The sequence below is a fragment of the Glutamicibacter sp. NPDC087344 genome, assembly GCF_044744225.1.
GTDB lineage: Bacteria > Actinomycetota > Actinomycetes > Actinomycetales > Micrococcaceae > Glutamicibacter.
Window position 1 is genome coordinate 394,963 of sequence record NZ_JBIUXY010000001.1, and the last position, 22,399, is coordinate 417,361.

The 22,399-nt window shown below is 62.1% G+C and carries 21 protein-coding genes; 9 read left to right on the plus strand and 12 right to left on the minus strand.

Going from position 1 to position 22,399, the window contains the following annotated elements; all coding sequences use genetic code 11:
- Positions 1–2 precede the first annotated feature (2 nt).
- Positions 3–446, plus strand: a complete 444-nt coding sequence (locus ACIOWL_RS01730; RefSeq protein WP_400381545.1) for a transcriptional regulator — start codon at positions 3–5, stop codon at positions 444–446.
- Between the two features lie 308 nt (positions 447–754).
- Here the strand turns inward: ACIOWL_RS01730 and ACIOWL_RS01735 are convergent, their stop codons facing one another.
- Both ACIOWL_RS01735 and ACIOWL_RS01740 read right to left on the minus strand, forming a co-directional pair.
- Complete coding sequence (locus tag ACIOWL_RS01735; protein WP_400380895.1) at positions 755–1,540, minus strand: hypothetical protein; 786 nt, start codon at positions 1,538–1,540, stop codon at positions 755–757.
- Entirely contained in the window at positions 1,537–2,514 is a 978-nt protein-coding gene (locus tag ACIOWL_RS01740) for an ATP-binding cassette domain-containing protein (protein ID WP_400380898.1), read from the minus strand. Before ACIOWL_RS01740 ends, ACIOWL_RS01735 begins: the two co-directional genes overlap by 4 nt.
- 111 nt (positions 2,515–2,625) lie before the next feature.
- On the opposite strand from ACIOWL_RS01740, the gene ACIOWL_RS01745 reads away from it, so the two are divergent.
- The 3 genes from ACIOWL_RS01745 to ACIOWL_RS01755 all read left to right on the plus strand — a co-directional run bounded on the left by ACIOWL_RS01745 (position 2,626) and on the right by ACIOWL_RS01755 (position 5,235).
- Positions 2,626–4,050, plus strand: a complete 1,425-nt coding sequence (locus tag ACIOWL_RS01745; protein WP_400380900.1) for a sensor histidine kinase — start codon at positions 2,626–2,628, stop codon at positions 4,048–4,050.
- Positions 4,047–4,733, plus strand: a complete 687-nt coding sequence (locus ACIOWL_RS01750; protein WP_400380903.1) for a response regulator — start codon at positions 4,047–4,049, stop codon at positions 4,731–4,733. Before ACIOWL_RS01745 ends, ACIOWL_RS01750 begins: the two co-directional genes overlap by 4 nt.
- Positions 4,734–4,878: 145 nt before the next feature.
- Entirely contained in the window at positions 4,879–5,235 is a 357-nt protein-coding gene (locus ACIOWL_RS01755) for a hypothetical protein (RefSeq protein WP_400380906.1), read from the plus strand.
- A gap of 340 nt (positions 5,236–5,575) precedes the next feature.
- Here ACIOWL_RS01755 and ACIOWL_RS01760 read toward each other — a convergent pair whose 3' ends face one another.
- From ACIOWL_RS01760 to ACIOWL_RS01780, 5 genes are all read right to left on the minus strand, one after another.
- On the minus strand, positions 5,576–6,478 hold the full coding sequence (locus ACIOWL_RS01760) for an ABC transporter ATP-binding protein (protein WP_400380908.1): 903 nt from the start codon (positions 6,476–6,478) through the stop codon (positions 5,576–5,578).
- Positions 6,475–7,575, minus strand: a complete 1,101-nt coding sequence (locus tag ACIOWL_RS01765; protein WP_400380911.1) for a FecCD family ABC transporter permease — start codon at positions 7,573–7,575, stop codon at positions 6,475–6,477. The genes ACIOWL_RS01760 and ACIOWL_RS01765 overlap by 4 nt, the downstream gene beginning before the upstream one ends.
- Positions 7,572–8,690, minus strand: a complete 1,119-nt coding sequence (locus ACIOWL_RS01770; RefSeq protein ID WP_400380913.1) for a FecCD family ABC transporter permease — start codon at positions 8,688–8,690, stop codon at positions 7,572–7,574. The genes ACIOWL_RS01765 and ACIOWL_RS01770 overlap by 4 nt, the downstream gene beginning before the upstream one ends.
- Before the next feature lie 5 nt (positions 8,691–8,695).
- The gene (locus ACIOWL_RS01775) at positions 8,696–9,571 is read right to left on the minus strand and encodes a siderophore-interacting protein (RefSeq protein WP_400380916.1); all 876 of its coding nucleotides are present in this window, start codon (positions 9,569–9,571) and stop codon (positions 8,696–8,698) included.
- A gap of 148 nt (positions 9,572–9,719) precedes the next feature.
- Positions 9,720–10,709 (minus strand): ABC transporter substrate-binding protein, encoded by a 990-nt coding sequence (locus ACIOWL_RS01780; protein ID WP_400380918.1) that lies wholly within the window; start codon positions 10,707–10,709, stop codon positions 9,720–9,722.
- A 134-nt stretch (positions 10,710–10,843) separates the two neighbouring features.
- Between ACIOWL_RS01780 and ACIOWL_RS01785 the strand changes: the two genes are divergently transcribed.
- Both ACIOWL_RS01785 and ACIOWL_RS01790 read left to right on the plus strand, forming a co-directional pair.
- Positions 10,844–12,592 (plus strand): ABC transporter transmembrane domain-containing protein, encoded by a 1,749-nt coding sequence (locus ACIOWL_RS01785; RefSeq protein WP_400380921.1) that lies wholly within the window; start codon positions 10,844–10,846, stop codon positions 12,590–12,592.
- Entirely contained in the window at positions 12,589–14,370 is a 1,782-nt protein-coding gene (locus tag ACIOWL_RS01790) for an ABC transporter ATP-binding protein (RefSeq protein WP_400380923.1), read from the plus strand. Before ACIOWL_RS01785 ends, ACIOWL_RS01790 begins: the two co-directional genes overlap by 4 nt.
- 312 nt (positions 14,371–14,682) lie before the next feature.
- Here ACIOWL_RS01790 and ACIOWL_RS01795 read toward each other — a convergent pair whose 3' ends face one another.
- A complete protein-coding gene (locus ACIOWL_RS01795) occupies positions 14,683–15,180 on the minus strand; it encodes a GNAT family N-acetyltransferase (RefSeq protein ID WP_400380926.1) in 498 nt (165 codons plus the stop codon).
- 385 nt (positions 15,181–15,565) lie between these two features.
- Positions 15,566–16,780 carry a glycosyltransferase gene (locus ACIOWL_RS01800; protein WP_400380928.1) on the minus strand — a complete coding sequence of 405 codons (1,215 nt, stop codon included), beginning with the start codon at positions 16,778–16,780 and terminating at the stop codon, positions 15,566–15,568.
- A 99-nt stretch (positions 16,781–16,879) separates the two neighbouring features.
- Between ACIOWL_RS01800 and ACIOWL_RS01805 the strand changes: the two genes are divergently transcribed.
- The gene (locus tag ACIOWL_RS01805) at positions 16,880–17,584 is read left to right on the plus strand and encodes a TetR/AcrR family transcriptional regulator (protein ID WP_400380931.1); all 705 of its coding nucleotides are present in this window, start codon (positions 16,880–16,882) and stop codon (positions 17,582–17,584) included.
- 173 nt (positions 17,585–17,757) lie between these two features.
- Here ACIOWL_RS01805 and ACIOWL_RS01810 read toward each other — a convergent pair whose 3' ends face one another.
- From ACIOWL_RS01810 to ACIOWL_RS01820, 3 genes are all read right to left on the minus strand, one after another.
- A complete protein-coding gene (locus tag ACIOWL_RS01810; RefSeq protein ID WP_400380934.1) occupies positions 17,758–18,570 on the minus strand; it encodes an alpha/beta fold hydrolase in 813 nt (270 codons plus the stop codon).
- Between the two features lie 631 nt (positions 18,571–19,201).
- The gene (locus ACIOWL_RS01815) at positions 19,202–19,387 is read right to left on the minus strand and encodes a hypothetical protein (RefSeq protein WP_400380937.1); all 186 of its coding nucleotides are present in this window, start codon (positions 19,385–19,387) and stop codon (positions 19,202–19,204) included.
- Positions 19,377–19,613, minus strand: a complete 237-nt coding sequence (locus ACIOWL_RS01820) for a hypothetical protein (RefSeq protein WP_400380940.1) — start codon at positions 19,611–19,613, stop codon at positions 19,377–19,379. Before ACIOWL_RS01820 ends, ACIOWL_RS01815 begins: the two co-directional genes overlap by 11 nt.
- A 557-nt stretch (positions 19,614–20,170) precedes the next feature.
- Here ACIOWL_RS01820 and ACIOWL_RS01825 point away from each other — a divergent pair.
- Positions 20,171–21,673: a fumarylacetoacetate hydrolase family protein gene (locus ACIOWL_RS01825; RefSeq protein ID WP_400380943.1), complete on the plus strand. Its 1,503-nt coding sequence runs from the start codon at positions 20,171–20,173 to the stop codon at positions 21,671–21,673.
- The gene (locus ACIOWL_RS01830; RefSeq protein ID WP_400380946.1) at positions 21,661–22,332 is read left to right on the plus strand and encodes a GntR family transcriptional regulator; all 672 of its coding nucleotides are present in this window, start codon (positions 21,661–21,663) and stop codon (positions 22,330–22,332) included. Before ACIOWL_RS01825 ends, ACIOWL_RS01830 begins: the two co-directional genes overlap by 13 nt.
- The last annotated feature ends 67 nt before the right edge of the window (positions 22,333–22,399 follow it).

The following is a 22,399-nucleotide window of genomic DNA, read 5'->3' on the forward strand; positions in this document are numbered from 1 at the left end:
CCTTGGCACTCACGCTGAAAGTACTGCAAGAACCAGGGTTCGAGGAACCGGCAACCAAGCAGATCCCTGATCGTAGCGATGACATTGCCCGCGCCTTCCAGCAAACCTTGGCCACTGAAGACTACGAGTATGCTTTACGGCTGGTGAGTGAGTACGCGGCTGAATCGCTAGAGGCTGGTCAACCATTACTGCGCAAAGCTCCGGAACTAGGTGACAAGCAGTACATAGTGGCTCTAGCTGCCCTGACACGGTGGGTCGCGGCGAAAACTCAGTCGGTTACCCCATCATGGGCGCTCAATGTTAGCCCGTCTGCTCAACCGGTGTTCCTTTCAGACAAGATTTACCCTGTGGGGAAACGGATGAAGGCGCTAATCCGGGCTGAGACTCCCGCGGAGCTCAAAAGATTAAATGTGTGGATGCGCGAACGTAGTTTGGCCACAGTATGAGTACGGACGGGCTACACCGAAAACAGGCGTTGGCGGAGCAGACATACTGCTGCCCGTCGGCTCAAATCTCAATAACCCACTGCTCGGGTAGCTGTGGCTTAGCTCGTTTCACGTTGTTGCGAGATCCGCTTCAGCGCTTCACCACCGCTTTCGAATTCCGTACTACTTCGTCGGCAACCACGACACTCGGTACCACGCGCTATGCCTCGATGGCCTGCCACATCTATTCTCGTAGGCTTCATCGGCAGTCCAATCTTTGGGCAGGCCGGTTCGTCCGTCCTTGTGACCGCCTGAATTCGTACTTGGCCTCACGCGTCGCTGCGCACCATCCGCAGCGCCCCGGCGCCGCCAAGCACCACGGCCCAACCAACCAGCACGGCCAGCGCCACACCTGTGCCATAGGGTTCGGTGGCCCCCGTGGCCATCAACGTGGCGGCATTGGTGGGCAGGTAGGCCACCACATCCTGCACCCACTGGATCCGGATGAGCTGCAACACCTGCGGCAGTCCGATCACCAACATCAGCATGGCCACAATGCCACCGGTGCTGTTTCGACACACCATACCCAGTCCTTGAGACATCACCGCCAGCAATGCCAGATACACTCCAGCGCCAAGGGTTGCCGAGGCCAGTTGGGCGCCGGTGAACACTCCGTAGTCGCCGGCGGCGAGCGCCGCCGGAATGGTCCCGAGCACTACCGACAGAACTCCGCCTGCAAATCCCATCACGGCGACCACCACTAGTTTGGCTGCCAGCAACAGGCCTCTGCGCGGCACCGCCTGAAGGGTGCGTGAGATCTGATCCGCCGAATACTCTCCGGTCAGGTGAAGCACCGCGGCGGCGGCGAAAAACAGCTGCCCGAATTGGAGGGTTGCGAACACCATCAGGGGCGCCGCCATGGCTGTGTCATAACCGTTCTCTCCGCTGGCCTTGGCGCTGGCTCCAAGGAGCCACGCGAGCACCATACTGACCGCTATCCCGGCCAGGAACAACCACACCAGGGGCCTCAGGGAACAGAATTTGGTGGCTTCGGAATGCATGGCGGCGCGCAATGTGCGCACCGTCTGCCGCTGGTTCAGCGTAATGGTGCTCATTTGCTGTTCTCCTTTCGGTTGGCCGTGGCGTATTCCACGGCCTGGGCGGTGAGCTCGGTATAAACGGTTTCGAGCGATCCGGTCGCTGCGCTCAATTCATGCACCTCGATATTGGATCGATAGGCAACGGCGCCCACCTGGGCCAAGCTCATCCCGGTGATTTCCAGCAGCCCGTCTCCACGCTCGGTCGCGGCCGCGCCCTGTGCGCGCAGGATTTGGGCTAGAAGCGGCGCCTGCGGTGAGCGCACGGCGATCCGGGGACCTTCCTGCCCCCGCAGCAACTCTTCGGTGGAGGCCTGGGTGATCAGCCGGCCGCGCCCAATGACCAAAAGCTCATCGGCGACCTGTTGGACCTCGCTGAGCAGGTGGCTTGAGACCAGCACGGTTCCGTCGTCTTGGGCGTGCTGGCGCATCAGCCCGCGAATCCAACGGATTCCTTCGGCGTCCAACCCGTTCATTGGCTCATCCAGCACCAGGACCGGCGGCTGCCCGAGCAGGGCCGCGGCAATTCCCAGCCGCTGGCGCATCCCCAGGGAGAAACCGCGGATCCTCTGCGTGGCAACTTGTTGCAGCCCAGCCTGTTCGAGCACCTGCTCTACCCGCTGTGCTGGGAGCCGGTTGCTGCGGGCCAGCACCTTCAAAAATGAGCGTGGGGTTTGCCCGGGGAATCCGGCGTTCGCGGTGATGTGCGCCCCGACATGCCGCAGCGGTTCTACCAGGTGCCGGTAGGCTTTCCCGTTGATGAACGCTTCACCGGAATCGGGCCGATCCAGCCCGAGGATCAGGCGCATGGTGGTGCTTTTACCCGCACCGTTCGGCCCCAAAAAACCGGTGACTGCACCGGGCCGTATTTGCGCGGAGAACCGGTCCACCGCGGTTTTGCCTGAATAGCTTTTGCTCAGTTCGTCCAGCGTGATCATGGTTCCTGCCTTGGAGATGCTCTGTGGTGCCTGTAAGGGTTTATTGGTTTCCACAGTAGAAATTCGGCGGGGTTTGTTGCCACCCACTGTGGTCGGGACCTTGGGCATCAGTACCCCCTACTTTGGTCGGTGGTGTCAGACCTGCCCGGTCACTAGGCTGGAAGCATGATGTCAACACCAGCTCAGGCCCACGGCGACGTGCTGTCGGCCGGCACACCCACGATGAGTTGGGGTGATGCCGGATGGCTGCTTGCAATTGGCATTTGTGCCCTGGCCGTGCCGGTGGCTTCCACCGGCCCCTGGGTAGTTTGCGCCCCGGCGGCCGTGGTGCTGTGTTATCTGGCTGGGCGGAAGCTGGGCTCGGCACCGACCGCCGTGGCGACCTTGGTGTTGGCTACCGTGCTAGGCGGAGTCATCCTGTTGCTGACTGAGCGTCCCAGCCTGTTGGGATTCTTCTTGACCTTGCTCACCGCCAGTGTGCTGTTGGTGTTGTTACCGTGGTTTCTGGGATGTTTTCGGCGCGCGCAGGTGCTCTACCGTGCCCAGGAACAAGAACATCTGATGATCCAGGCCGGGCTGCGTGAACGCTCGCGCATTGCGGCGCAGATGCATGACCAGCTGGGACACGACCTGGCCCTGCTCGCCCTGCAAGCCTCCGCCCTTCAGGTCGGGACTGAACCGGGTTCCCCGACGGCGGCCCAGGCAGAGAAACTGCGAGATCAGGCAGACCGCGCAATAGAGAACCTCCACCGTATCCTCACGGTGCTGCGGGAGCCGGGCGGCGCCGCACCGCTGGACCCGACGCATGATTCCCCGACTCCCGTTGACTACCGGCACGTTATCAGCCAGGCCCAGGGCCGGGGCCTGCAGGTCAAGGTTCTCGGTGCGCCGCCGGATTCGCTGACCCCGGGCACCCGCGGGGCACACCTGTTGCACAAGCTGGTACGCGAGGCCCTGACCAACGCCGCGAAGTACGCTCCCGGCCAGCCGGTAAGTGTGTCGTTCCTGTCAGAAACAGGAAAACTCGCCGTCGAGATCAGCAACCCGAGCCCCGATCCATCCCCCGCCCCGCGGCCTGAAGCCAGCGGGCTCGCATCACTCACCCAGCTTTTCGAATCCCAGGGTGGAACACTGAGTTTCGGCAACCACCACCAGCTCTTCACCCTCCGGGCCACCCTGCCCGAGAAGGCAGTCCGGCATCCGCTTCCGACCCTGCCCAGGCCTGTGCTAACCCGCCCGCGACGCTGGTTGGCCATCGCCGTTCCTGCGGCGATCGCCATGGTTTTGTGTCTGGGCCTGTATTGCCTGCAGCTGGCAACCTATCGGGCCACCGGCCTGGCCCCGGCCGACTACCAGCGGCTGGAACTGGGAATGGATCGCACGCAAGTGGATCAGCTTGTTACAGCCAATGGTTTGGATCAGGCATTACCCATCATCAATGAAAGCCAGGCGCCGGCCGGGTCCAGTTGCCGGTACTACGCCGCACGAACAGACCCCTTGGACCTGAACAGTGAAATGTTCCGCCTGTGTTTCAGCGACAATCTGCTGGTCTCGATGGACCACCTGTACCCCGGAGGCTCAAATTCGTGAATCCCCCGAATCGCACAATCCGGCTGGTCTTAGCCGATGACGATGCGCTCATCCGCGCAGGTTTGCGAACAATTCTTTCCAGCGATCCTGCACTGCAGGTCGTGGGAGAGGCGGAAAACGGACTGCGCGCAATCCAGCTGGCCGAGCAACTGGCCCCAGACGTTGTCCTGCTTGATATTAGAATGCCTCAGCTCGACGGACTGAGCGCTTTAGAACAACTGATCAGCCGGGACCCGGACAGCCGGGTGCTGATCCTAACCACTTTCGGCGAGGAAGAGTACATTGACCGCGCCATGTCATCCGGGGCCAGCGGATTCCTGCTCAAGAGCAGCCCACCGGGAGAACTCATTGCCGCGGTGCATGCCGTTGCCCAAGGAGCCGCGGCCCTCTCTCCGCGCATCGCCCGCCGGGTGGTGGACCGGCTCCGGGGTCTGGACCTAGACACCGGGCATCGGGCGAACCAGCGTTTGGAATCTTTGACTCCTCGGGAAATCGACGTTTTGGCATTGGTCGGCGCAGGTTTTTCAAACACCGACATCGCTCACCGGCTGGTCCTCACCCCGGCCACCGTCAAGGGGCACATGACCTCCATCCTGCTTAAGTTGCAGGTCTCCAACCGGGTTCAGGCCGCGTTGTTGGCTTACCAAGCGGGAATTGTCACCGAACAAGCAGCGGACCCGTGATATCGGATGAGCGTGCCAGGTGGGGTACGTTCTCTAGAATGTCAGTGCTGGCTGTCCGCGGGATCCACCCCAGATCGGTTCCTGCGCCACGTTCGCACGTTCGCCCCGTACCGTTTGCCCGACAAGTGATCGAAAGAAGGCCTGCATGAGTGATGACTTCCCAAAACTGCAGATTTTCCTTACCGCGGACCTTGCGCCGCTAGACATCCTCGCCGGATTGCGACGTTTCTCCGGTGCTGGCTACGCTGAGCTGAAGACACGAATCGCATTGGGTTCCCCGGTGTTGGAGATCGGCATGTTCACCAATTCTTGGTATGATGCCGAGGCCGCAGAAATCCTGAGGGTGCTTGGCGGTTGGGAAGCCACAAAGATCGGCTACAGCCTGTATGAAAGTGCTGTCGGCGCCGCCGGCGCCACCCAGATCACCCTCGAAGAGTTACGCAATATCATTGAGGCATCCCAAGGTGATTTGTCATGCGATCCGCTGCGCACCGATAGCTGAATGCTTCTGCGCCACCGTCCATCCTCCGGAGCATGACAAAGGCCCGGATCCCCCAGAATCCAGGCCGTTATCATTCTTCAACGTGCCCCCCAGCAATTGTTGAAAAGTCAGTCAAATTCGAAACTTGTGCCCCCAGCACACCCGCAAGCCTCGGCACTCCCCCCAGGAAAGCCGCTGCCACTGCGCCAACAAATTTGTTCGACACCGGTTAAGAGCCCGATGCACTCGTTTCATGACGCGAAATCACCAAACTTTTTTCACAAAGCATTTCCGGACCGGACCCAACTATGCTGCCGGGATCGGCACGAAGCGCTGATCTGAGGTTCTATGCTGAAAACAATTACTGGATGCCCGCTTCGGTTCCCGGAGCTGGGCGCATCCCGCCCGGCACGGTGACCATCATCGGTCCGCCGGTCACCGGATCAGGATGGATCTCGCAGTGCACCCCGAAGGCATCCCCGAGGCTTTGCGCCGTGATGACATCTTCCGGGGCGCCCGAAGCCAGCACCTTGCCGTCACGCATCATGATCACCGTGTCGGCATAACGCACCGCCTGATTGATGTCGTGCAGCACCGCGACCACGGTTTTCCCGGTATCCCGTTGCCGGGCGAACAGGTCCAGCAGATCCACCTGGTGGGCCACGTCCAGATAGGTGGTCGGTTCATCCAGCAGCAGGATCGGTGCCTGCTGCGCCAAGGTCGTAGCCACCCAGACCCGCTGGCGCTGGCCGCCGGAAAGATCCGCCAGCCTGCGGGTGGCGAGTTCCAGGGTGCCGGTGGCGGTCAACGCGGCGTGGACCGCGGCCTCGTCCTGGTCGCTGTGTTGAGCCAGCAATCCCTGATGCGGGAAACGCCCGCGGGACACCAGCTGGGCTACGGTGATCCCCGAGGGTGCGATGGCCTGCTGGCTCAGCAGTGAAACTTCGCGCGCGTAGGCCTTGGGCTTGAAGGAGTCGATGGGTTTACCACCGAGCAATACCTGACCTGCCGAAGGCTTAAGCAACCTCGCGAGCGCACTGAGCAGCGTGGACTTGCCACAGCCGTTCGGACCGATGATCGCGGTAAATTTACCCGGTTCAAACGAGGCATCCAGGGACTGGATGACCGGTTTGTGGTCATAACCCAGCTGCACCCCACGCACCTCTAGCCGGGGTGCGGGTTTCGGCACGGGTGTGCGTGCCGCCGCGCCAGGGCTTTGCGCCTGGGCAGCCTGTTGCGTGTGTTCCGTCTCCAGTGCGCTCATGCGCGGCTCTCCCTTACCAACAACCAAATCAAATACACCCCACCCAAGCAGACGGTCACAATGCCGACCGGCAGCTGGATCGGCATGAAAGCTACGCGAGCTACGGTATCAGCCAGCACCAGCAGCAACGCCCCTAGGCATCCAGCCGGCAGCAGATCCAGCTCGGCCCGGCGGGTGAGCCGGGCGGCAATCTGCGGAGCAACCAGCGCCACAAAGGCAATCGGCCCGGCCGCTGCGGTGGTCACGGCCACCAGGCCAACACCAACCACCACCATTCCCGCGCGCACCCACTTGGCATTCACGCCCAGTGAGATCGCCAGCGGATCTCCGCATTCCAAGATCCGCGCGTGGCGTTGCAGCAGCACCGCGGCGACCGCGAAAATTCCGATCCCCACCAGCGAGGGGCCCAGCACGGTGTTGCTGACCGAGTTCAGCGAACCCGAACCCCACACCGCAGCGGACATGGCCACCTGGCGTTGGGCGGCCAACAGCATAAACGTGTTCGCCGCGGCCAACATGGCTCCGACACCAATACCCACCACGATCAGGCGGAATCCGGTGGTTCCATCACGGCTTGCGATCACGAAAACCAGGGCCGCGGCCACCAGGCCGCCGGCAATGGACCCCAAGGCAATCTGGGCGGCACTGGCGGTGGTGAACAGCATCAGGGCCAACGCCACGGTGTAGGCTCCGGAACTGAAACCAATCACATCCGGGCTGCCCAGGGGGTTGCGGGTCAACGACTGGAACAGCGCGCCGGAAATTCCCAGGGCGAAACCGAAAACCAGGGCCAGGATGACACGGGTCAGCCTCCAGTCGCGCACCACCACTTCATAACGGCGCTCCGAGTTACCCAGCAAAGCCGGGATCAACTGGTCCATCGGCACCCGGATATCCCCCAGCGCCAAGGAAATAATACCTATCAGCAGTGCAATCACGGCCAGGGCCGAACCCACCAGCAGCGAGGTGCGGTCCATCCGCCAGCGCCAGGCGCCGAAACCAACCCGGATTTCCCGCCGGCCGGTAGGCACCCGAACCGGCTGTGGCGCTTGAGCTGGGGCCGATGCCGCAGATGTCGTCTCGATGTTGATACTCATAGGGTGCTCGCCTTCTTTCGACGGGCCAAAATCAGCAGCACCGGTGCACCCACAAAGGCGGTGACGATGCCCGCGGAAACCTCGGCATTCGGCAGGATCACCCGGCCCAGGATGTCTGAGCCAAGCAGCAATACCGGGGCCAGCACGGTGGTAAAAATCAGGATCCAGCCCTGTTGCACTCCGAACAGCCAGCGCACCACGTGTGGAATCATCAGGCCGACGAATCCAATCGGGCCGGCCAGCGCGGTCGCCGCGCCGCACAGCAGGGTGACCGCCGCGATCACCGCGATGCGCACCGGGGCAATCCGCACACCCAGCGCCTTGGCCGGGGCATCACCCAAGGCAATGGCGTTCAGGGACCCGGCGCAGCATAGCGAAACCACCAGTCCCACGGCGACAAACGGGACAATCAACAGCACCGTCGGCAACTCGTGGCCGTTGAGATTTCCTGCGGTGTAGACACGCATCATGTCAAAGATCTGGGGGCGCAACAGCACCAGCGCCGTGGTGATGCCGGAGAGCACCGCGCCAAACGCGACACCCGCCAGCACCAAGGTGGCCGGGTCTGCGCTGCGCCCGCCCTTGGACAGGGACAACCCGTACACGGCAAGGGTTGCGACCAGCGCACCACCCAGAGCCCACCAGATGGAGCTGAGCACGCTGAGCGAACCGAACACAAAACTTGCCATCACCAGGGCGAACTGTGCCCCGGCGTTCACTCCCAGGATGCCGGGGTCCGCCAGCGGGTTGCGGGTCAGCGCCTGGATCAGCGCGCCGGCTACCCCCAACGCGATCCCGGCCAACACACCCAAGACCGTGCGCGGAACCCGCAGCTGGCGGATCACCTGGGCCTCATCGGTGTTGAAGGATGGGTTCACGATGGTCTGCCAGGCGACGGACAGATCGATGTGGCGGCTGCCGAAGGCCAGGGAGCACAGCACCGTGAATCCCAGAAGCACTATCAATCCGACCAGCCAGGCAAGTTTGGCTCCGGTGGATCCGACCAGCACCCTCCCGGTGCGAACGGCACCGGGTTCGGTTCCGGCGGAAGCAGGGCTATCTGGCGGCGCAGCGGGCGGCGCCTGGACGGCGCCGCCGTGTGGTGTGGTGGTCACTGCGCTCAGAGCCCCAGGCGTGCAAGTTCGGACTCGTAGGCGATCAACGCCTCGTCCTGATCCTCGTAGCTGTCCCACAGCGCGTCGAGGGTGGCCTTGGTCTCGGCATCCAGCGCATCCCAGCGGGCACGCCACTTCTCTGCTTGCTCAACCCAGTAGCCGATGACCTTGTACTGGGTATTCGGCCAGCGCAGTTCGCGGTGGAGCATCTTGCGGATCTCGCGCAGCGCGGCGGACTGCCCGGCCACCCAGACGTACGGGCGGTCTTCACCCTCGGCCACCGATTCAACGGCTTTGCGCGCAACCTTGGGCAGCACGCTGGGAGCAATACCGTTGCCGGCCACGATCCACTGCACATTCAGGTTCGGCAGCTGCGACAGGTCCAGGCGCGAGGCCTCGTCCGGGATCTCCACGACCAGTTCGGTGCGCACCGTCTCGCCGGTCAGTTCCACCAGGCGCACCGCGGCCGGCAGCCCGGTCAAATCGCAGATCAGCACCTGTGAGGTGGTGCCTGATGGGCAGTCGTACAGTCCGGTGGGTGAATTCAGGCCAATCCGGTCCCCTGGCTCGGCGGCCAGCGCCCAGGCGGCGGCGATGCCGCCGTCATGGACCACAAAATCAATATCGATCCAGCCCTCGCCGGCGTCGCGGATGGTGTAGGTGCGCATCGGAGCGTCGGGCTGACCCTCGGGGGTGCGCCAGGTATCCCCGTCCGCTACCGGCAGGCACAAGAGGCCACGATCTTCGGTATGCGGGAAAAACAGGCGCACATATTCGTCACCCACCCCGGTGCTGGTAAAACCCTCAAGCGTGAAACGCAGGCGCTTGAGCGTAGGTGATAGAAGGTGGGTGGATTGCACGGTGGCTTCAAAAATTTCCATGGACCAGTCCTGAATCTGGGGAGCGTACGCGGTGAAGGAGTGCGAACGCGGGAGAGAATCTGTCGGTGCGCTCAGGCGCTCCGGTGGGCAACGCCGGCCGGGCCGGGACCGTATTGCGGGTCCCGGCCCGGCCGGTGGCTGTGGCTGGTTAGCCTGCGAGGTCGCTGCGGACCTGCGCCAGGAATGCTTCGGCGCCCGATGGCGAGCCGTAGGCCATTTCCATGTTGTAGGTGTAGATCTTCTCATTCTTCACAAACGGCAGATCCTTCCAGTACGGGGACTTGGCCATGGCGGCGATCGACTTATCCAGTTCGGCCTTGGCATCCTCGCCCACCCCGGTGGACATCCACACGACATCGACGTCCTTGAGCTTATCCAGCTCTTCCAAGGTCAAGGTCAGGCCCTTTTCACGGCTCAGATCGGTGGTCTTCAAACCGATGGTGTCAAACACACCGCACTCAAGGTAGGCGTAGCAGTCGACGTTGACCTTGCCATCCCAGTAGCCCAGGGTGGCGACGGTCAGATCGCCGTTCCCGGCCTCGTCAATCGCGGCCTTGGCCTCGGTACCGGCCTGCTGGTATTCCTGCAGCCACGTGTCATACTGCGCCTGGCGGCCCAGATCCTTGGCGGTCTGCTCGAAGTGCGACTGCCAGGTCTCGCCGTCGAAAGCATTGGTAGTGTAGGTCGGGGCAATCGCCGCGAGCTTCTCATGGATTTCAGCGTCGTAGCCCAGGCCGCTGAGGATGAAGTCCGGTGCGGCACCCAAAACACGCTCGTAGTTGAACTCCGGGTAGTTGGCGAACGGGGTGACCCCTGCCAAGGCGTCCTGGTCGAAGTAGTCAGGGAAGGTGGTGAAACCAGAATCGCCACGAATCGGCTGCTCCTTGGCCAGCGGCACACGGAGGGTGGTCAGGATGTCGACGTCGGTGGTGTAGAAACCAAGCGCCGCGGTGGGCTGGTGATCCAGCGACACCTCGTGGCCCGCCGGGTCCACGGTCTTCAGCGGGGTATCGGCGACCTCCGGGGCGGAGGAGGCGGCAGGCTCGGCGGAGGACTGGCCGCAACCGGTCAGGGCCAAAGCGGTGGCGGCCAGCAACGCTGCCGGGGCCAACAAGGTGCGAGTGAAACTGCGGGTCATGCGGGTGATCCTTAAAACTATAGGCCGTTCGGGTGCGTGGGAGCTGGCTCCCTGGGGTGCGCGCCCCGATCAGCGCTGAGCGTAGGCTAACCTACGTAAGTTACGAAGATAATTAATAACATATTATGGGATTCATGTCCTCACTTAGCCCCACCGGGCCCACGCTGTTGCGCGATATGTTACGCGCCGAACGCGGTCGCATCATTGCCGCGGTCGCCCTCCTTTCCTGCTGGACGGCGGGCGAGGCACTCGTCCCCGCGCTAGTCGGCGCCACTATTGACAACGCCATCGCCGGGCACTCGCTGCCCTTGCTGGTGGCGTGGCTCACGGCCTTGGGTGTCTGTTTCGCCATGTTGTCCTTTGGCTACCGTTTTGGCGCCCGGCTGGGCAACTCCGGCATGAACCGCCAGGTGCACCTGATGCGCACGCGGATCGCCGAGCACGTCATGGCCCCCGGGTACCGGCCCAGCACCGCCCGGATGCCAGGCGAAATCGCTACCATCACCTCCGTGGACACCACCGTGACAGCGGCCATCATCCGCCAGGCCTCGCTTGGCTTCAGCGCACTGGTGGGCCTGCTGGTCTGCGCCGGCTACCTGCTCTGGGCAAACCTCTGGGTGGGTGTGGCGGTATTGGTCATCACCCCGCTGGGCATGCTCGCCCTGCGCTGGCTCACCCCGAGGCTGAGCCGGGCCAGCGACCGGCTGCAGTCGGATATCGCCGCCTCCGGCGCGGCCGCCGCGGACCTGATGGCCGGGGTGCAGGTGCTGCGCGGCATCGGCGGGCAGGATCAGGCCTCCGAACGCTACCGCCAGGCCAGCCAGCGCGCCTCCGCGGCCGGGATCGTCTCCGCGTCGGCCACCGGCCGGATCGAGGGCGCCCAGGTGCTGGTCTCCGGGCTGGTGCTGCTGGCAGCCGCCGGCCTGGGAGCCTGGCAGGTGGCAGCAGGCGCCATGAGCATCGGCTCGCTGCTCGGTGTCTTGGGTGTGGCCCAGTTCTTGTCCACCCCGCTGGGCACCCTGGTCTCCACGGTGGAAGCCCGCACCCGGTCAATCGCCGCCGCGGACCGGGTGGCCGCATTGCTCGCCGACGGCGGGGAGCAGCCCGGCGAGCAGCGCCCGGCCCCGCAGCGCGAGGCCACCGTGGCCCTGGATATTCCCGGGCTGCGCGAACGCCCGCTGTCCTTGGCCGCCGGACGTTTCACCGTCCTGGTCTGCGCCGAGGATCAGCTGCGCAACCGGTTGACCACGCTGCTCAGCAGCGGGATGGAAGATGGGCCGACCGGGGCCGCCGACGCGGATTCGGCCACCGCGCAACGCGCCCGGCTGCTGCTTGACGGCACCGACGCGGCCCAGATCGACCCGACCTACCTGCCAAACCTGCTGCGCATGGCTCCGCACCAGGCGCACCTGATTGAAGGCAGCGTGAAGGAAAACATCGTGGGCGACGGCCAGCTGCCCGATCCGCAAACCCTCGAACTGCTGCTGCGCGCCAGCGGCGTGGACGAGCTGCTGGGCAATTTGCCCGACGGCTTGGAACACCAGGTCCAGGGCCGCGGGTTCAACCTTTCCGGCGGGCAGCGCCAACGTATCGCGCTGGCGCGCGCACTGGCCGGCGGCCCGCTGGTCAGGGTGCTGCAAGATCCCACCAGCGCGGTGGACTCGGTCACCGAGGCGAACATCGCCCAAGGACTGCTGGAGCTGCGCGCCCATGCAGCCGCCACCGGCGCCGGGGCCGGCACCCTGCTGGTGCTCAGCACCTCCCCCACCTTGTTGCACGCCGCGGATGAGGTGCTTTTCCTGGCCGCCGATGGAACCATCACCCGTTCCACCCACCGCGAACTGTCCGCCAACACAACCTATGAGAAGGTGGTCAGCCGATGAGCGCCCCTGCCTCCCAGACCGAACCAGCCGCCCCCGCGCTTCCGACCGCCAGCGCCGCGACCGCGTGGCGGGTGTTGGGACGCACCCTGCGCCCGCACCGGGTGCTGATGGTCTGGGCCTCGCTGATCACCCTGGCCGCCTCCGCCGCGGCCATGGTCTCCCCCTTCGCCATCGGTATCCTGGTTGACGCGTTGAGCACCGATGACCCCGGCTCCACGGTGGCCTGGTGCTTGGCGGCCATCGCCGCGTCCCTGCTCGGCGGGGCGCTGCTGACCTGGTACGCCCGGGTGCTCTACGCGCGGATTGCCGAGCCGACCGTGGCCACCTTGCGTGAGGACGCGGTGGATCACGCCCTGAACCTGGAGTCAGGCATCCTTGAGCGCGCCGGCGACGGCGAGCTGGTCTCCCGCGTCTCGGATGACTCGCGGTTGATCTCCCAGGCTGTGGCCTGGCTGCTTCCAGCCTTCTTGTCTGCGGGAACCCTGCTGGTGCTCTCGGTCCCGGGCCTGTTCACCCTGCACTGGGTGCTGGGGTTAACCGGGCTGATCGCCATCCCGATGTATGTGCTCTCGCTGCGCTGGTACCTGCCGCGCAGTGCGCCGCTGTACCGCGAGGAGCGTGAGATCCTGGCCCGGCGCACCAACACCTTCCTCAATGCGTTTCATGGCCGCGCCATGCTGCATTCCCAGGGGTGGGCGCAAACCCAGATCGATGCGCTGGAACACGCCAGCAACGATTCGCGCAACGTCGCAGACCGGGTGTTCCGCATGCTGACCCGGTACTTCGCGCGTAACAATCGGGCCGAATTCATCACCATGGCCGCCCTGCTGACCGCCGGATTCTTCCTGGTTCAGGCCGATGCCGCGACGGTTGGCGCGGTGACCACCGCGGCCCTGCTCTACCACCGGCTGTTCGACCCGATCTCCGAGGTCGTCACGTTGTTCGACATGGTCCAGGAAGCTGGGATCGCGCTGTGCCGGGTGACCGGAGTGCTGCTGGCCACCCGCCGCACCCCGCTGGCCGGGGACGCGATTCCCCCGGTCTCCGCACCCGCCGCGGGCCTGATGCTCAGCGGGGTCAACCACCGCTTCGAGACCGGACCCCAGGTGCTCTGCGACCTGGATCTGCACCTGCCCGACGGCCAATGCGTCGCCCTGGTCGGCTCCACCGGCGCCGGGAAATCCACGGCCGCGAGGATCCTCTCCGGCATCATTGAGCCAAGCACCGGAACCGCCACCCTGGATGGAACCACCCTGGCGGCAATGGACACGACCGCACTTCGTCAAAACATCGCGCTGATCTCCCAGGAGACCCACGTTTTCGCGGGCACGGTCCGGGAGAACCTGGTTTTGGGTTCCACCGCCCAGTGCACCGAAGCCCAGCTGCAGCAGGCCATCGATACCTGCCATGCCGGGTGGATCAATGCCCTGCCGGAAGGACTGGACACCCAGCTCGGCTCCGACGGGCACCAGCTGACCGCCCACGAACAGCAGCACCTGGCACTAGTCCGCATCGCGGTCCTGAACCCGCGCATAGTGGTGATGGATGAGGCCACCGCGGAGTCCGGCTCCAGCAACTCGCGGGTGCTGGATACCGCGGCCGCGGCGCTGACATCCGGGCGCACCGCCTTGGTGATCGCCCACCGGCTCTCCCAGGCTCGCTTGGCCGACCGCATCATCGTGATGGAACACGGTCAGATTATCGAAGACGGAACCCACGAGGACCTGCTGGCAGCCGGTGGCCGTTACGCCCAGCTGTGGAATGCGTGGGAGGGATAAGTCCTACCTGGCGAATACCCGAACGTCCCCGTGTTGCCCCAGTCCTGTTGGGCGGGTAACACGGGGATTTTTGTCCCCAAAGGACTTTTCACCCTTCGCCGGGGTATGCCGACGCCGGGGTGTGCCCGGGAAGCGAAAACAACGTGGGCCGCATTCCAGGAGTTTCGTCGGGCTCCCCTGCCGACGCCGGCGAGATTGCTCTGTGTTTGAATGCATTCGAACAGCGAACACCCTGAATCCGCAATTCCAACGGGTTTTTGTCTCGCGCCCAGACACCAGGCCGAGATTTTCGATAGAACACCACGAGCAGATCTAGTGCCGGCCGCCCAATCTTTTCACCATCCGCAATTCGCTCTGGCCCAACGCGGGGTCATGTTTCACCCGTCCGGTTGCGTTGAATCCCGACCGTTCATAAAAGCCTATGGCACGATCATTGTCGTTGAGGACCCACAGTTCCAAGACTTGCAAACCTTGGCTCACCGCAGGGTCTTCGACAGCAGCAAGCAGGCCACTGGCTATCTGGCGGCCCCACGCGTCTGGGTCCGATGCAAGGTAGAAAATTTCTAGACCATTTCCTTGCGGCGCGAACAGTGTGAACCCGACAGCGGAATCTTCATACCGGGCTATCAGCAGTTCAGCCCCATCAACGTCTAATCGGCGTTGAATGCCGAGGACTTTTTCTTCGCCGGTACTCGGCACTGGCCGCTGGTCGCGTACCGCTGTTGCGCGAGCCCAAATCAGGGCGGCCTCAGCGACAGCGCCTGCTTCGCGGTCTAGCACCAGGCTCAACTCATCGTTAGGGCAATTCACCTAAAATAGTTTGCCACAAAGATTCCCGGCCAGACGTCGAGAGTTGATCAGTGATGTCCCAAGCCCGGTTCTCGGCCTTGCGCACCAGATCGGTGCCCCCTTTCCCGGTTCCGAGCAAGCTTCTGCATGCAGTTGTTGTGGGTGATTGGCTCGGTGAGAGTGCGTGCTTCTCCGGCCCTGGGTACATGGAACTTGTGTGCGCGGAACTTTAGCAGAACGAGCACAATGATCACCTTTCTTGGCGCTCGTCGCGGACACTACGTGTGGAGCCACTGCAGGCATCTGGCCCGTCGTTGGTTTTGATCAGTTTTTTGTGTCAGTTGATTGCGGATTCCAACCATTCAGTCGGGTTGCTTCTGTGCAGCAGAGTTCGCCGGACCCTTGATTACTTCGCGTGAGCGCGCAATGCCTCGATGACCGGTTGAGTGCTGTCCTCGTCGGCGAGCTTGAGGGAAACGGTTTGGGCCTTGGTGCGATATTCGGGATTTGAGATGGCCTGGCCAATTGATTCGCTCAACTTCTCGACACTCAGAGAATTGTAGGGAATTGCCGCCGGACCAGCGCCGAGCTCGGTAATCCTTCGGGCCCAAAACGGTTGGTCGGTAAAGATTGGCACACTGACGGTTGGGACGCCGGCGCGCAGACCGGCCGCTGCGGTCCCGGCGCCTGCATGATGAACTACCGCGGCCATCTGGGGGAAGAGCCAGGAGTGCGGAACGGCGCCGATGCTGAGTGCATTTGCCTCGTTCACGCCCTCAACTCCTTGCAGAATCGCTCGAACTCCGGCCTTGCGCGCGGTGTCGATCATAAAATCAACGTCCAGGGCGTCGCTACTGCCGAATCCGATAAAAACCGGTGCCGGACCATCGGCAATGAAATCGGTCAGCTCTGCCGATGGCGTCCATTCCGGCTGGATCATCGGCCACCAATAGCCGGCTGTTATAAGTCCCGGATGCCAGTCGTGGGGGCGTGGAACCACCGCGGAACTGAACCCATGGAGGATCGTTTCCCGGACTTTGCGGCGCTGGCGTTCGGCAGCGGATCGAGATTTCTTCGGAAGCCCAAGTTCGCGACGCAATACTGCGCTGGGCGCGTCATACGGCGCTTTAGCGCGAGCGAAGGCCGTTCCCAAGAGTTTATTCACGAACGGACCGAAATTACGTGTCATCCCCAGAGCCATCGGCGCATAATCGGTGCTGGGTTCCATGGGTTGCAGGTAGGCGCCAATGGCGGGCACGTTGAAGGCTTCAGCTACATCGAAGGCATAAGGCGAAACGGAGTTCGCGAGGATCACATCCACGCCGTTTTGGGCCGCCGCGAGTGTCCCTTCGGCGGCCTGTTGCATGTAGTCACCAAGGTCGCGCATATACTGGCGCAGCACCGACACGCTGGCTTTCTGGCCCGCCGGCGCGGGAGTCACCAGGTTCCCCATGTCTCCGGGCAGGAGGCGGAATCCGCACCCAGCATCCGTCACCAGCGTTTCGTAGGTCGAGTTGGCGGCAATCGACACGTCAAAACCCGCACGTGTTAGCTGGCTTCCCAGCCCTGCCATCGGTGCCACGTCGCCACGGGTTCCCGGAGCCACCATGAGTACACGCATCACTGTCTCCCACTTCTAATTGCGATCACTGTTCGCAATTAAAGATATAGTGGAATTGGTGGTGTCTCAACCCGATGTAGAACACAGAACGTTGGAGCAATGATGAACTCTCCGGACCCCAGGGATACGTGGAAGACCTCAACCCGCTCATCGGTCGGTCCCAAACCCGAGTATTCCCGGGAATCAATCGTCGCCGCGGCCCTACACATCGCGGATACCGAAGGACTGAACGCGGTATCCATCCGTCGCGTCGCAACGGAAATCGGTTCGGGCGCGGCATCCCTCTACCGCTACCTGAAATCTCGGGAAGAACTTGTCGAGCTCATGATTGACTCGGTGAGCGGTGAATACGTTCTCGAAACGTCCCAGGCTTCGGCGCACGAACAACTCTTAGATCTCGCCTTGCAAGCACGCCGCATCATGCACCGCCACCGGTGGCTTGCACCGCTCCTGTTGACCAATCCTTCAATGGGCCCGAATGCACTGGCTTATCTCAACTTCGCCCTAGGTGCTCTGAAACCCCTGAAATCCTCCGGTTCATCGAAGTTGCAAACCGTCGCCATGCTGACAGCCATCACCTCGGCCTTCGTTCAAAATGAACTGGCCACTCAAACACCTTCAGGGCAACCCCTGCCGCATGCCGAAGAACGTCTGCGATACCTTGTTGACGAAGCCCACTCTGGAAAATACCCGGAAATGTTAGCAGTTCTCAAAAACCTGGGCCCCGAGGAAAGCAACGCCGAATCATTTCGACGAGTCATCATCACGTACCTCAACGGTGCCGGAGTACATGCCCAGCCGTAAGGAGGAACGTGTTTCGAAGCGGGGCACCAAACCGACCCTGCGCTATACGGCTCCGCCAGGGTGACGGTTTACGAGTGAAACATTTTCGTCAGTTCGCTGCAGGCACCAGCGCAATGATGTCGAACGGGGAACGGCAGGATTCTTGCCCCAACAAGCATCGCTTCACGCAAGGATTACGATGCTCTCTGCCTGGGTTGCTTGGATGAACCTTGCCTGAGGGCGATCCTGGTGATAATTTTCGCCGCGACCTTACCCTGGGCAGGAGTGAGTTCATGCGGACCACGCGTACGCTTAACTCGAACAAATTCCCGGTTCAAAAAACGTAGACGACTGATGTTCCTGCGAATAATAAAGAAGTCGAATATCCCGTTCACAAAAAGTGCCGGAATCTTCAGAGCCCGCGCTTGACGGAAGCTTTCATACTGCATGATGGAATGCTGCAAGCTTTGCCGATAGGCAGGCCACGTCTCTTCGGTGATCTCCATACCCTTCACGAAAGGCACATACTCCTCGGCCAGTTCCCCACCTGCCTGAACTGCCTGCGGGGAACGCTGAACTAGTTCGAACAGCGAAAAGTACAGCCCTTCGGTACGCAAAAGATCGCGTAATCGGCCGGCCCGTGGTTTAGCACGATACAACGGAGCCCCAAAGAGAACCAACCGCTCAACTAGTTCAGGATGACGGGTAGCCAAATCCAAGGCAATGGTGCTGCCCATTGAATGTCCGGCAATGACCGCTTTTTCAATCCCCTGCTGCTGAAGGGTTACGGCAACAGCTTCGGAGTGATCTTCCAATGAATACTCGACGGAAGGTTTCGGCGCGTCGCCGAATCCAAGCAGATCGACGGCGATTACCCGGCAACGGCTATAGTCCAAGTGCTCCAACACGAACTCCCAACTGGAGTGGTTGTTACCCAGACCGTGAAGCAGCACGATCACCGTACCGCTACCCCGGTCGATCTGCACCGGCAAAACAAAGTTCGACATGATGAGCAAACCATAACAAATTCTGAGCCCGGACAGAGATTTTCCAGCCCAAGGCAACGTCCGGCCAGTGCAATCAACATGGCGCTCCACCGGCCAACAGCAACTTCGGGCTCACCGAACCTGCGTTACAAGGCGATAGACATGCCCTAGGAGCAATGCAAAACCAAAAGTAAACACAAAGGCAGTGAAGCCGCCCAAGCAAGCGAATCCCAAGAAAAACGACACACAGCCACTACTCCAGAAGCCAGCTAGCATAGGCCGACCAGCCCGGCAGTCCACCCGCAACCTCTCCAGGCAATGGCGCCGAGGCGAGGGAAATCATTGTTGAATCGAGCCAAAAACGAGAAGTCGCCAGTGTCGGGACAATTTTCTGGAAAGAAACTTCAGGTGGCCTACCGGCCCGCGGCGACATGAGGCTTCCACTTCGGCGCTTGTGAAGCGATTCGTCAAGACTTCATACAGATCAGATCAAGCGCCGCACATGTCTGACCGTCGGCAGGCCGTCAGAGCGCACCTGACGGGTCTCTTTTTTGTCTGCGGGCATTTGCTCGCGATTCAATATCTGGTGCTTTAACCGGGCTTCCGACATGCGCTCAAGTTTGGCCAATTTCTCAAAGACCCCGTTGTGGTTCTATTTAGTGAGCTCTGCTCGGTTGCGAGTCGCGTTTTCAGCTAGCTCTCGAGCCCTCTTGGTGCCATGTTTCTCCTCGTACTTGCGCATGATGCGTCGAGCCAGCTGCCGCTCAAGGTTGCTAATCGGCTCAGCATCACCGGCTTCAATCCGCTTGTCGAGGATGCTCGATTTTTCAGATTTCATTCTCACCACCCGCTTCCCCTTCATTATCTTCATTCGCTTCGGCACCGTCCACCTTCACCCCGGAGGTTTGCACAACCACGCTGAAGATTAGATCGCCCAGGCTGCCCGCATGCTTTCCAACCCGGTCGTCGAGCAGATTAAGTCCAACCATATGTTTGGCACTAGAGTCACTTACAGACATATTGATAGCCATTTCCATCTGCTTTCTCGCATTCTCATCCGCCACGGGTGCTCTTGCTACTGAAGCGGCGGTGGTTGCGCTGGCTCTTTCATCATCGAGTCAGTCAAGCTCGACGCTTTCCCGAGCGCTGCGCGACAGGGTATCCCCACGCGCATTTTCCAGCTGCAAACTCGACCCGCTGCCCAGCGTCGCGAGTGAGCGGAATTCCAGAGATTTTACAAAGGCCAACGATCTTGCACTCAGCCACCGAGATTCAGTAACTTCCAGCGCTCTCCAACCCCGCGCTCTTCCTATCGCTGACGAGTTCACCTCGATTCGCGCCCCAGGCACACCTCCCATCCACAACAGCCCGAGCAGTTCAAGGCGCATCTGATATCCGATCCGCGCCGCTGGAACACACCCGGATTCCACGGGGCGGTTCCCACTTTCAAAATACTCAGGTTGCCAAAAAACCGCAGAAATCTGTGGATTTCCAGCCCTTTGACGATCAAATCTACGGAAATTTCAGAACCGCGCTTGACACCTATTGAGATAGAGAGCACACTGATCGTATACGATTTGATGTACGAAGAAGACGTTCCAGGAAAGCGGGCAATCCTCCGATGAGCAATCTGACTCCAGTAACCGATGAAACCTTCCGTCAGGCAGGCAAGGTTTTGGCCGTTCACCTGAGCTATTCCTCTCGTGCCGCGCAGCGTGGGCGTACTCCCCAGTTCCCCAGCTACTTCATGAAGGCCTCCAGCTCGCTAGCGGCCACCGATGGCACCGTGGAGCGTCCGGCCGGCACCGAACTGCTGGCTTTCGAGGGCGAGATCGCGCTGATCATCGGCACCGCGGCACGCCGGGTCTCGGTCCAGGATGCATGGAGCTATGTCGGTTCCGTCACCGCCTCTAATGACCTGGGTGTCCACGACATGAAGTACGCGGACAAGGGCTCCAACATCCGCTCCAAGTCCGGCGACGGCTACACCCCGCTGGGCCCCAACCAGCTTGATGCCGCCGCGCTGGATCCTGCCAAGCTACGAGTACAGACCTGGGTCAACGGAACCATCGCCCAGGACGCGGACACCTCTGAATTGCTGTTCTCCTTCGCGCAGATCATCGCCGACCTTTCCCAGCAGATGACCCTGCAGCCAGGGGATATCATCCTCACCGGCACCCCGGCCGGTTCCACCGTCTTTTTCCCGGGCGATGTTGTTGAAGTTGAAGTCACCGACCTGCTCACCGGCGCATCCACCGGCAAACTGAAAACCACCGCGGTGGAAGGAACCACCACCTTTGGCGACTTCGGCAACCAGCCGAAGGTCAACGAGAAGGACAAGGAAGACGCGTACGGTGACCGCCAGTCGGCCGGACTTGCCCCGCAGCTGACCGGCAAGGACGTGCTCACCGATACCGTGCGTGAACAGCTGGCCAATGTCGCCACCGCAACCATCTCTGCGACCCTGCGTAAACTCGGTTTGAACAACGTGAACATCGAAGTCCCCGGTGCCACCAAGGGCATGCAGCGAGTGATCGGCACCGCCCGCACCCTGCGCTACATCCCCAATCGCGAGGACCTGTTCAAGGCGCACGGCGGCGGATACAACACCCAAAAGCAGTCGATCGATTCACTCAAGGACGGCGAAATCCTGGTGATGGAAGCCCGCGGGGAAACCGGTTCGGCCACCCTGGGAGATATCCTCGCCCTGCGCAGCCAGCAACTGGGTGCCGCGGCCATCATCTCCGACGGCGGCGTGCGTGATCTGGATGCCGTCTCCAACCTGGACATTCCGGTCTTTTACAACGGTGCCCACCCGGCGGTGCTCGGGCGCAAACACGTGGCCTGGGACAAGGACCTCACCGTTGCCTGCGGCGGTGTCTCGGTGCAGCCTGGCGACGTGATCGTGGCGGATTCCGACGGCATCGTGGTCATCCCGCCGGCGCTCGTTGAACAGGTCGCCGCCGAGGCAACCGTGACCGAATCCAATGACGAATTCATCTTCGAAATGGTCAAGCGCGGGCACGGCATCCAGGGATTGTTCCCCATGAACGCCGAATGGAAACTGAAGTACAACGCCTGGAAAGACGCCGGCAGCCCGGAGCTTGACTCATGGGAACTCTAACGAGCACCTCCAAGTCGGAGGCCGCCTACGCGCTGGTTTCCGAACGCATCGTCAACGGCGCCTACTCCCCCGGCTACCGGCTGGTGCTTGGCACCATCGCCGATGAGCTGGGCTGCTCGGTGGTTCCGGTGCGCGAGGCCATCCGCCGACTGGAAGCCGAAGGCCTGGTCCACTTCACCCGCAATGTCGGGGCCACCGTGGCCCACGTGGATTCGACCCTCTACCTGCACACCATGCAGACCCTGATGATCATCGAACCGGCGGCCACCGCGTTGGCGGCAGACACCATGGATGCCACCTGGCTGGCCGAGGCGCGGAGCCTGAATGAGAAGATGCGCCAGTGCTTGGAGGATTTCGACCCGGTGGCTTTCACCCGGATGAACACCGAATTCCACCAGCTGCTCTACGGACAGTGCCCCAATCCGCACATCCTGGACCTGGTGCAGCGCGGCTGGCGTCGCCTGGCCGCCATGCGCGCCAGTTCCTTCACCCACATCCCCAACCGGGCCCGCGCGTCGGTTGAAGAACACGAGGCGTTGCTGGAACTCATTGGGAACCATGCAACCGCGCAACAGATCGAGGCAGCCTGCCGCGATCACCGCGCCAACACCCTCAACGCCTACCTGCAGGCCGCGGGAATGCCTCCCAGCGCGATCTGATCTACCTCCAAAAAATTTCACCAAACCAGCCGGATACACCCGGTTATGTACGAAAGGAAATGCCCGC

Excerpts from the sequence above, each read along its gene's own strand:
- ACIOWL_RS01735 (WP_400380895.1), bottom strand. The coding sequence starts at position 1,540 with ATGAGCACCATTACGCTGAACCAGCGGCAGACGGTGCGCACATTGCGC.
- ACIOWL_RS01745 (WP_400380900.1), top strand. The coding sequence starts at position 2,626 with ATGATGTCAACACCAGCTCAGGCCCACGGCGACGTGCTGTCGGCCGGC.
- ACIOWL_RS01755 (WP_400380906.1), top strand. The coding sequence starts at position 4,879 with ATGAGTGATGACTTCCCAAAACTGCAGATTTTCCTTACCGCGGACCTT.
- ACIOWL_RS01760 (WP_400380908.1), bottom strand. The coding sequence starts at position 6,478 with ATGAGCGCACTGGAGACGGAACACACGCAACAGGCTGCCCAGGCGCAA.
- ACIOWL_RS01765 (WP_400380911.1), bottom strand. The coding sequence starts at position 7,575 with ATGAGTATCAACATCGAGACGACATCTGCGGCATCGGCCCCAGCTCAA.
- ACIOWL_RS01775 (WP_400380916.1), bottom strand. The coding sequence starts at position 9,571 with ATGGAAATTTTTGAAGCCACCGTGCAATCCACCCACCTTCTATCACCT.
- ACIOWL_RS01780 (WP_400380918.1), bottom strand. The coding sequence starts at position 10,709 with ATGACCCGCAGTTTCACTCGCACCTTGTTGGCCCCGGCAGCGTTGCTG.
- ACIOWL_RS01785 (WP_400380921.1), top strand. The coding sequence starts at position 10,844 with ATGTCCTCACTTAGCCCCACCGGGCCCACGCTGTTGCGCGATATGTTA.
- ACIOWL_RS01790 (WP_400380923.1), top strand. The coding sequence starts at position 12,589 with ATGAGCGCCCCTGCCTCCCAGACCGAACCAGCCGCCCCCGCGCTTCCG.
- ACIOWL_RS01800 (WP_400380928.1), bottom strand. The coding sequence starts at position 16,780 with ATGCGTGTACTCATGGTGGCTCCGGGAACCCGTGGCGACGTGGCACCG.
- ACIOWL_RS01805 (WP_400380931.1), top strand. The coding sequence starts at position 16,880 with ATGATGAACTCTCCGGACCCCAGGGATACGTGGAAGACCTCAACCCGC.
- ACIOWL_RS01810 (WP_400380934.1), bottom strand. The coding sequence starts at position 18,570 with ATGTCGAACTTTGTTTTGCCGGTGCAGATCGACCGGGGTAGCGGTACG.
- ACIOWL_RS01815 (WP_400380937.1), bottom strand. The coding sequence starts at position 19,387 with ATGAAATCTGAAAAATCGAGCATCCTCGACAAGCGGATTGAAGCCGGT.
- ACIOWL_RS01825 (WP_400380943.1), top strand. The coding sequence starts at position 20,171 with ATGAGCAATCTGACTCCAGTAACCGATGAAACCTTCCGTCAGGCAGGC.
- ACIOWL_RS01830 (WP_400380946.1), top strand. The coding sequence starts at position 21,661 with ATGGGAACTCTAACGAGCACCTCCAAGTCGGAGGCCGCCTACGCGCTG.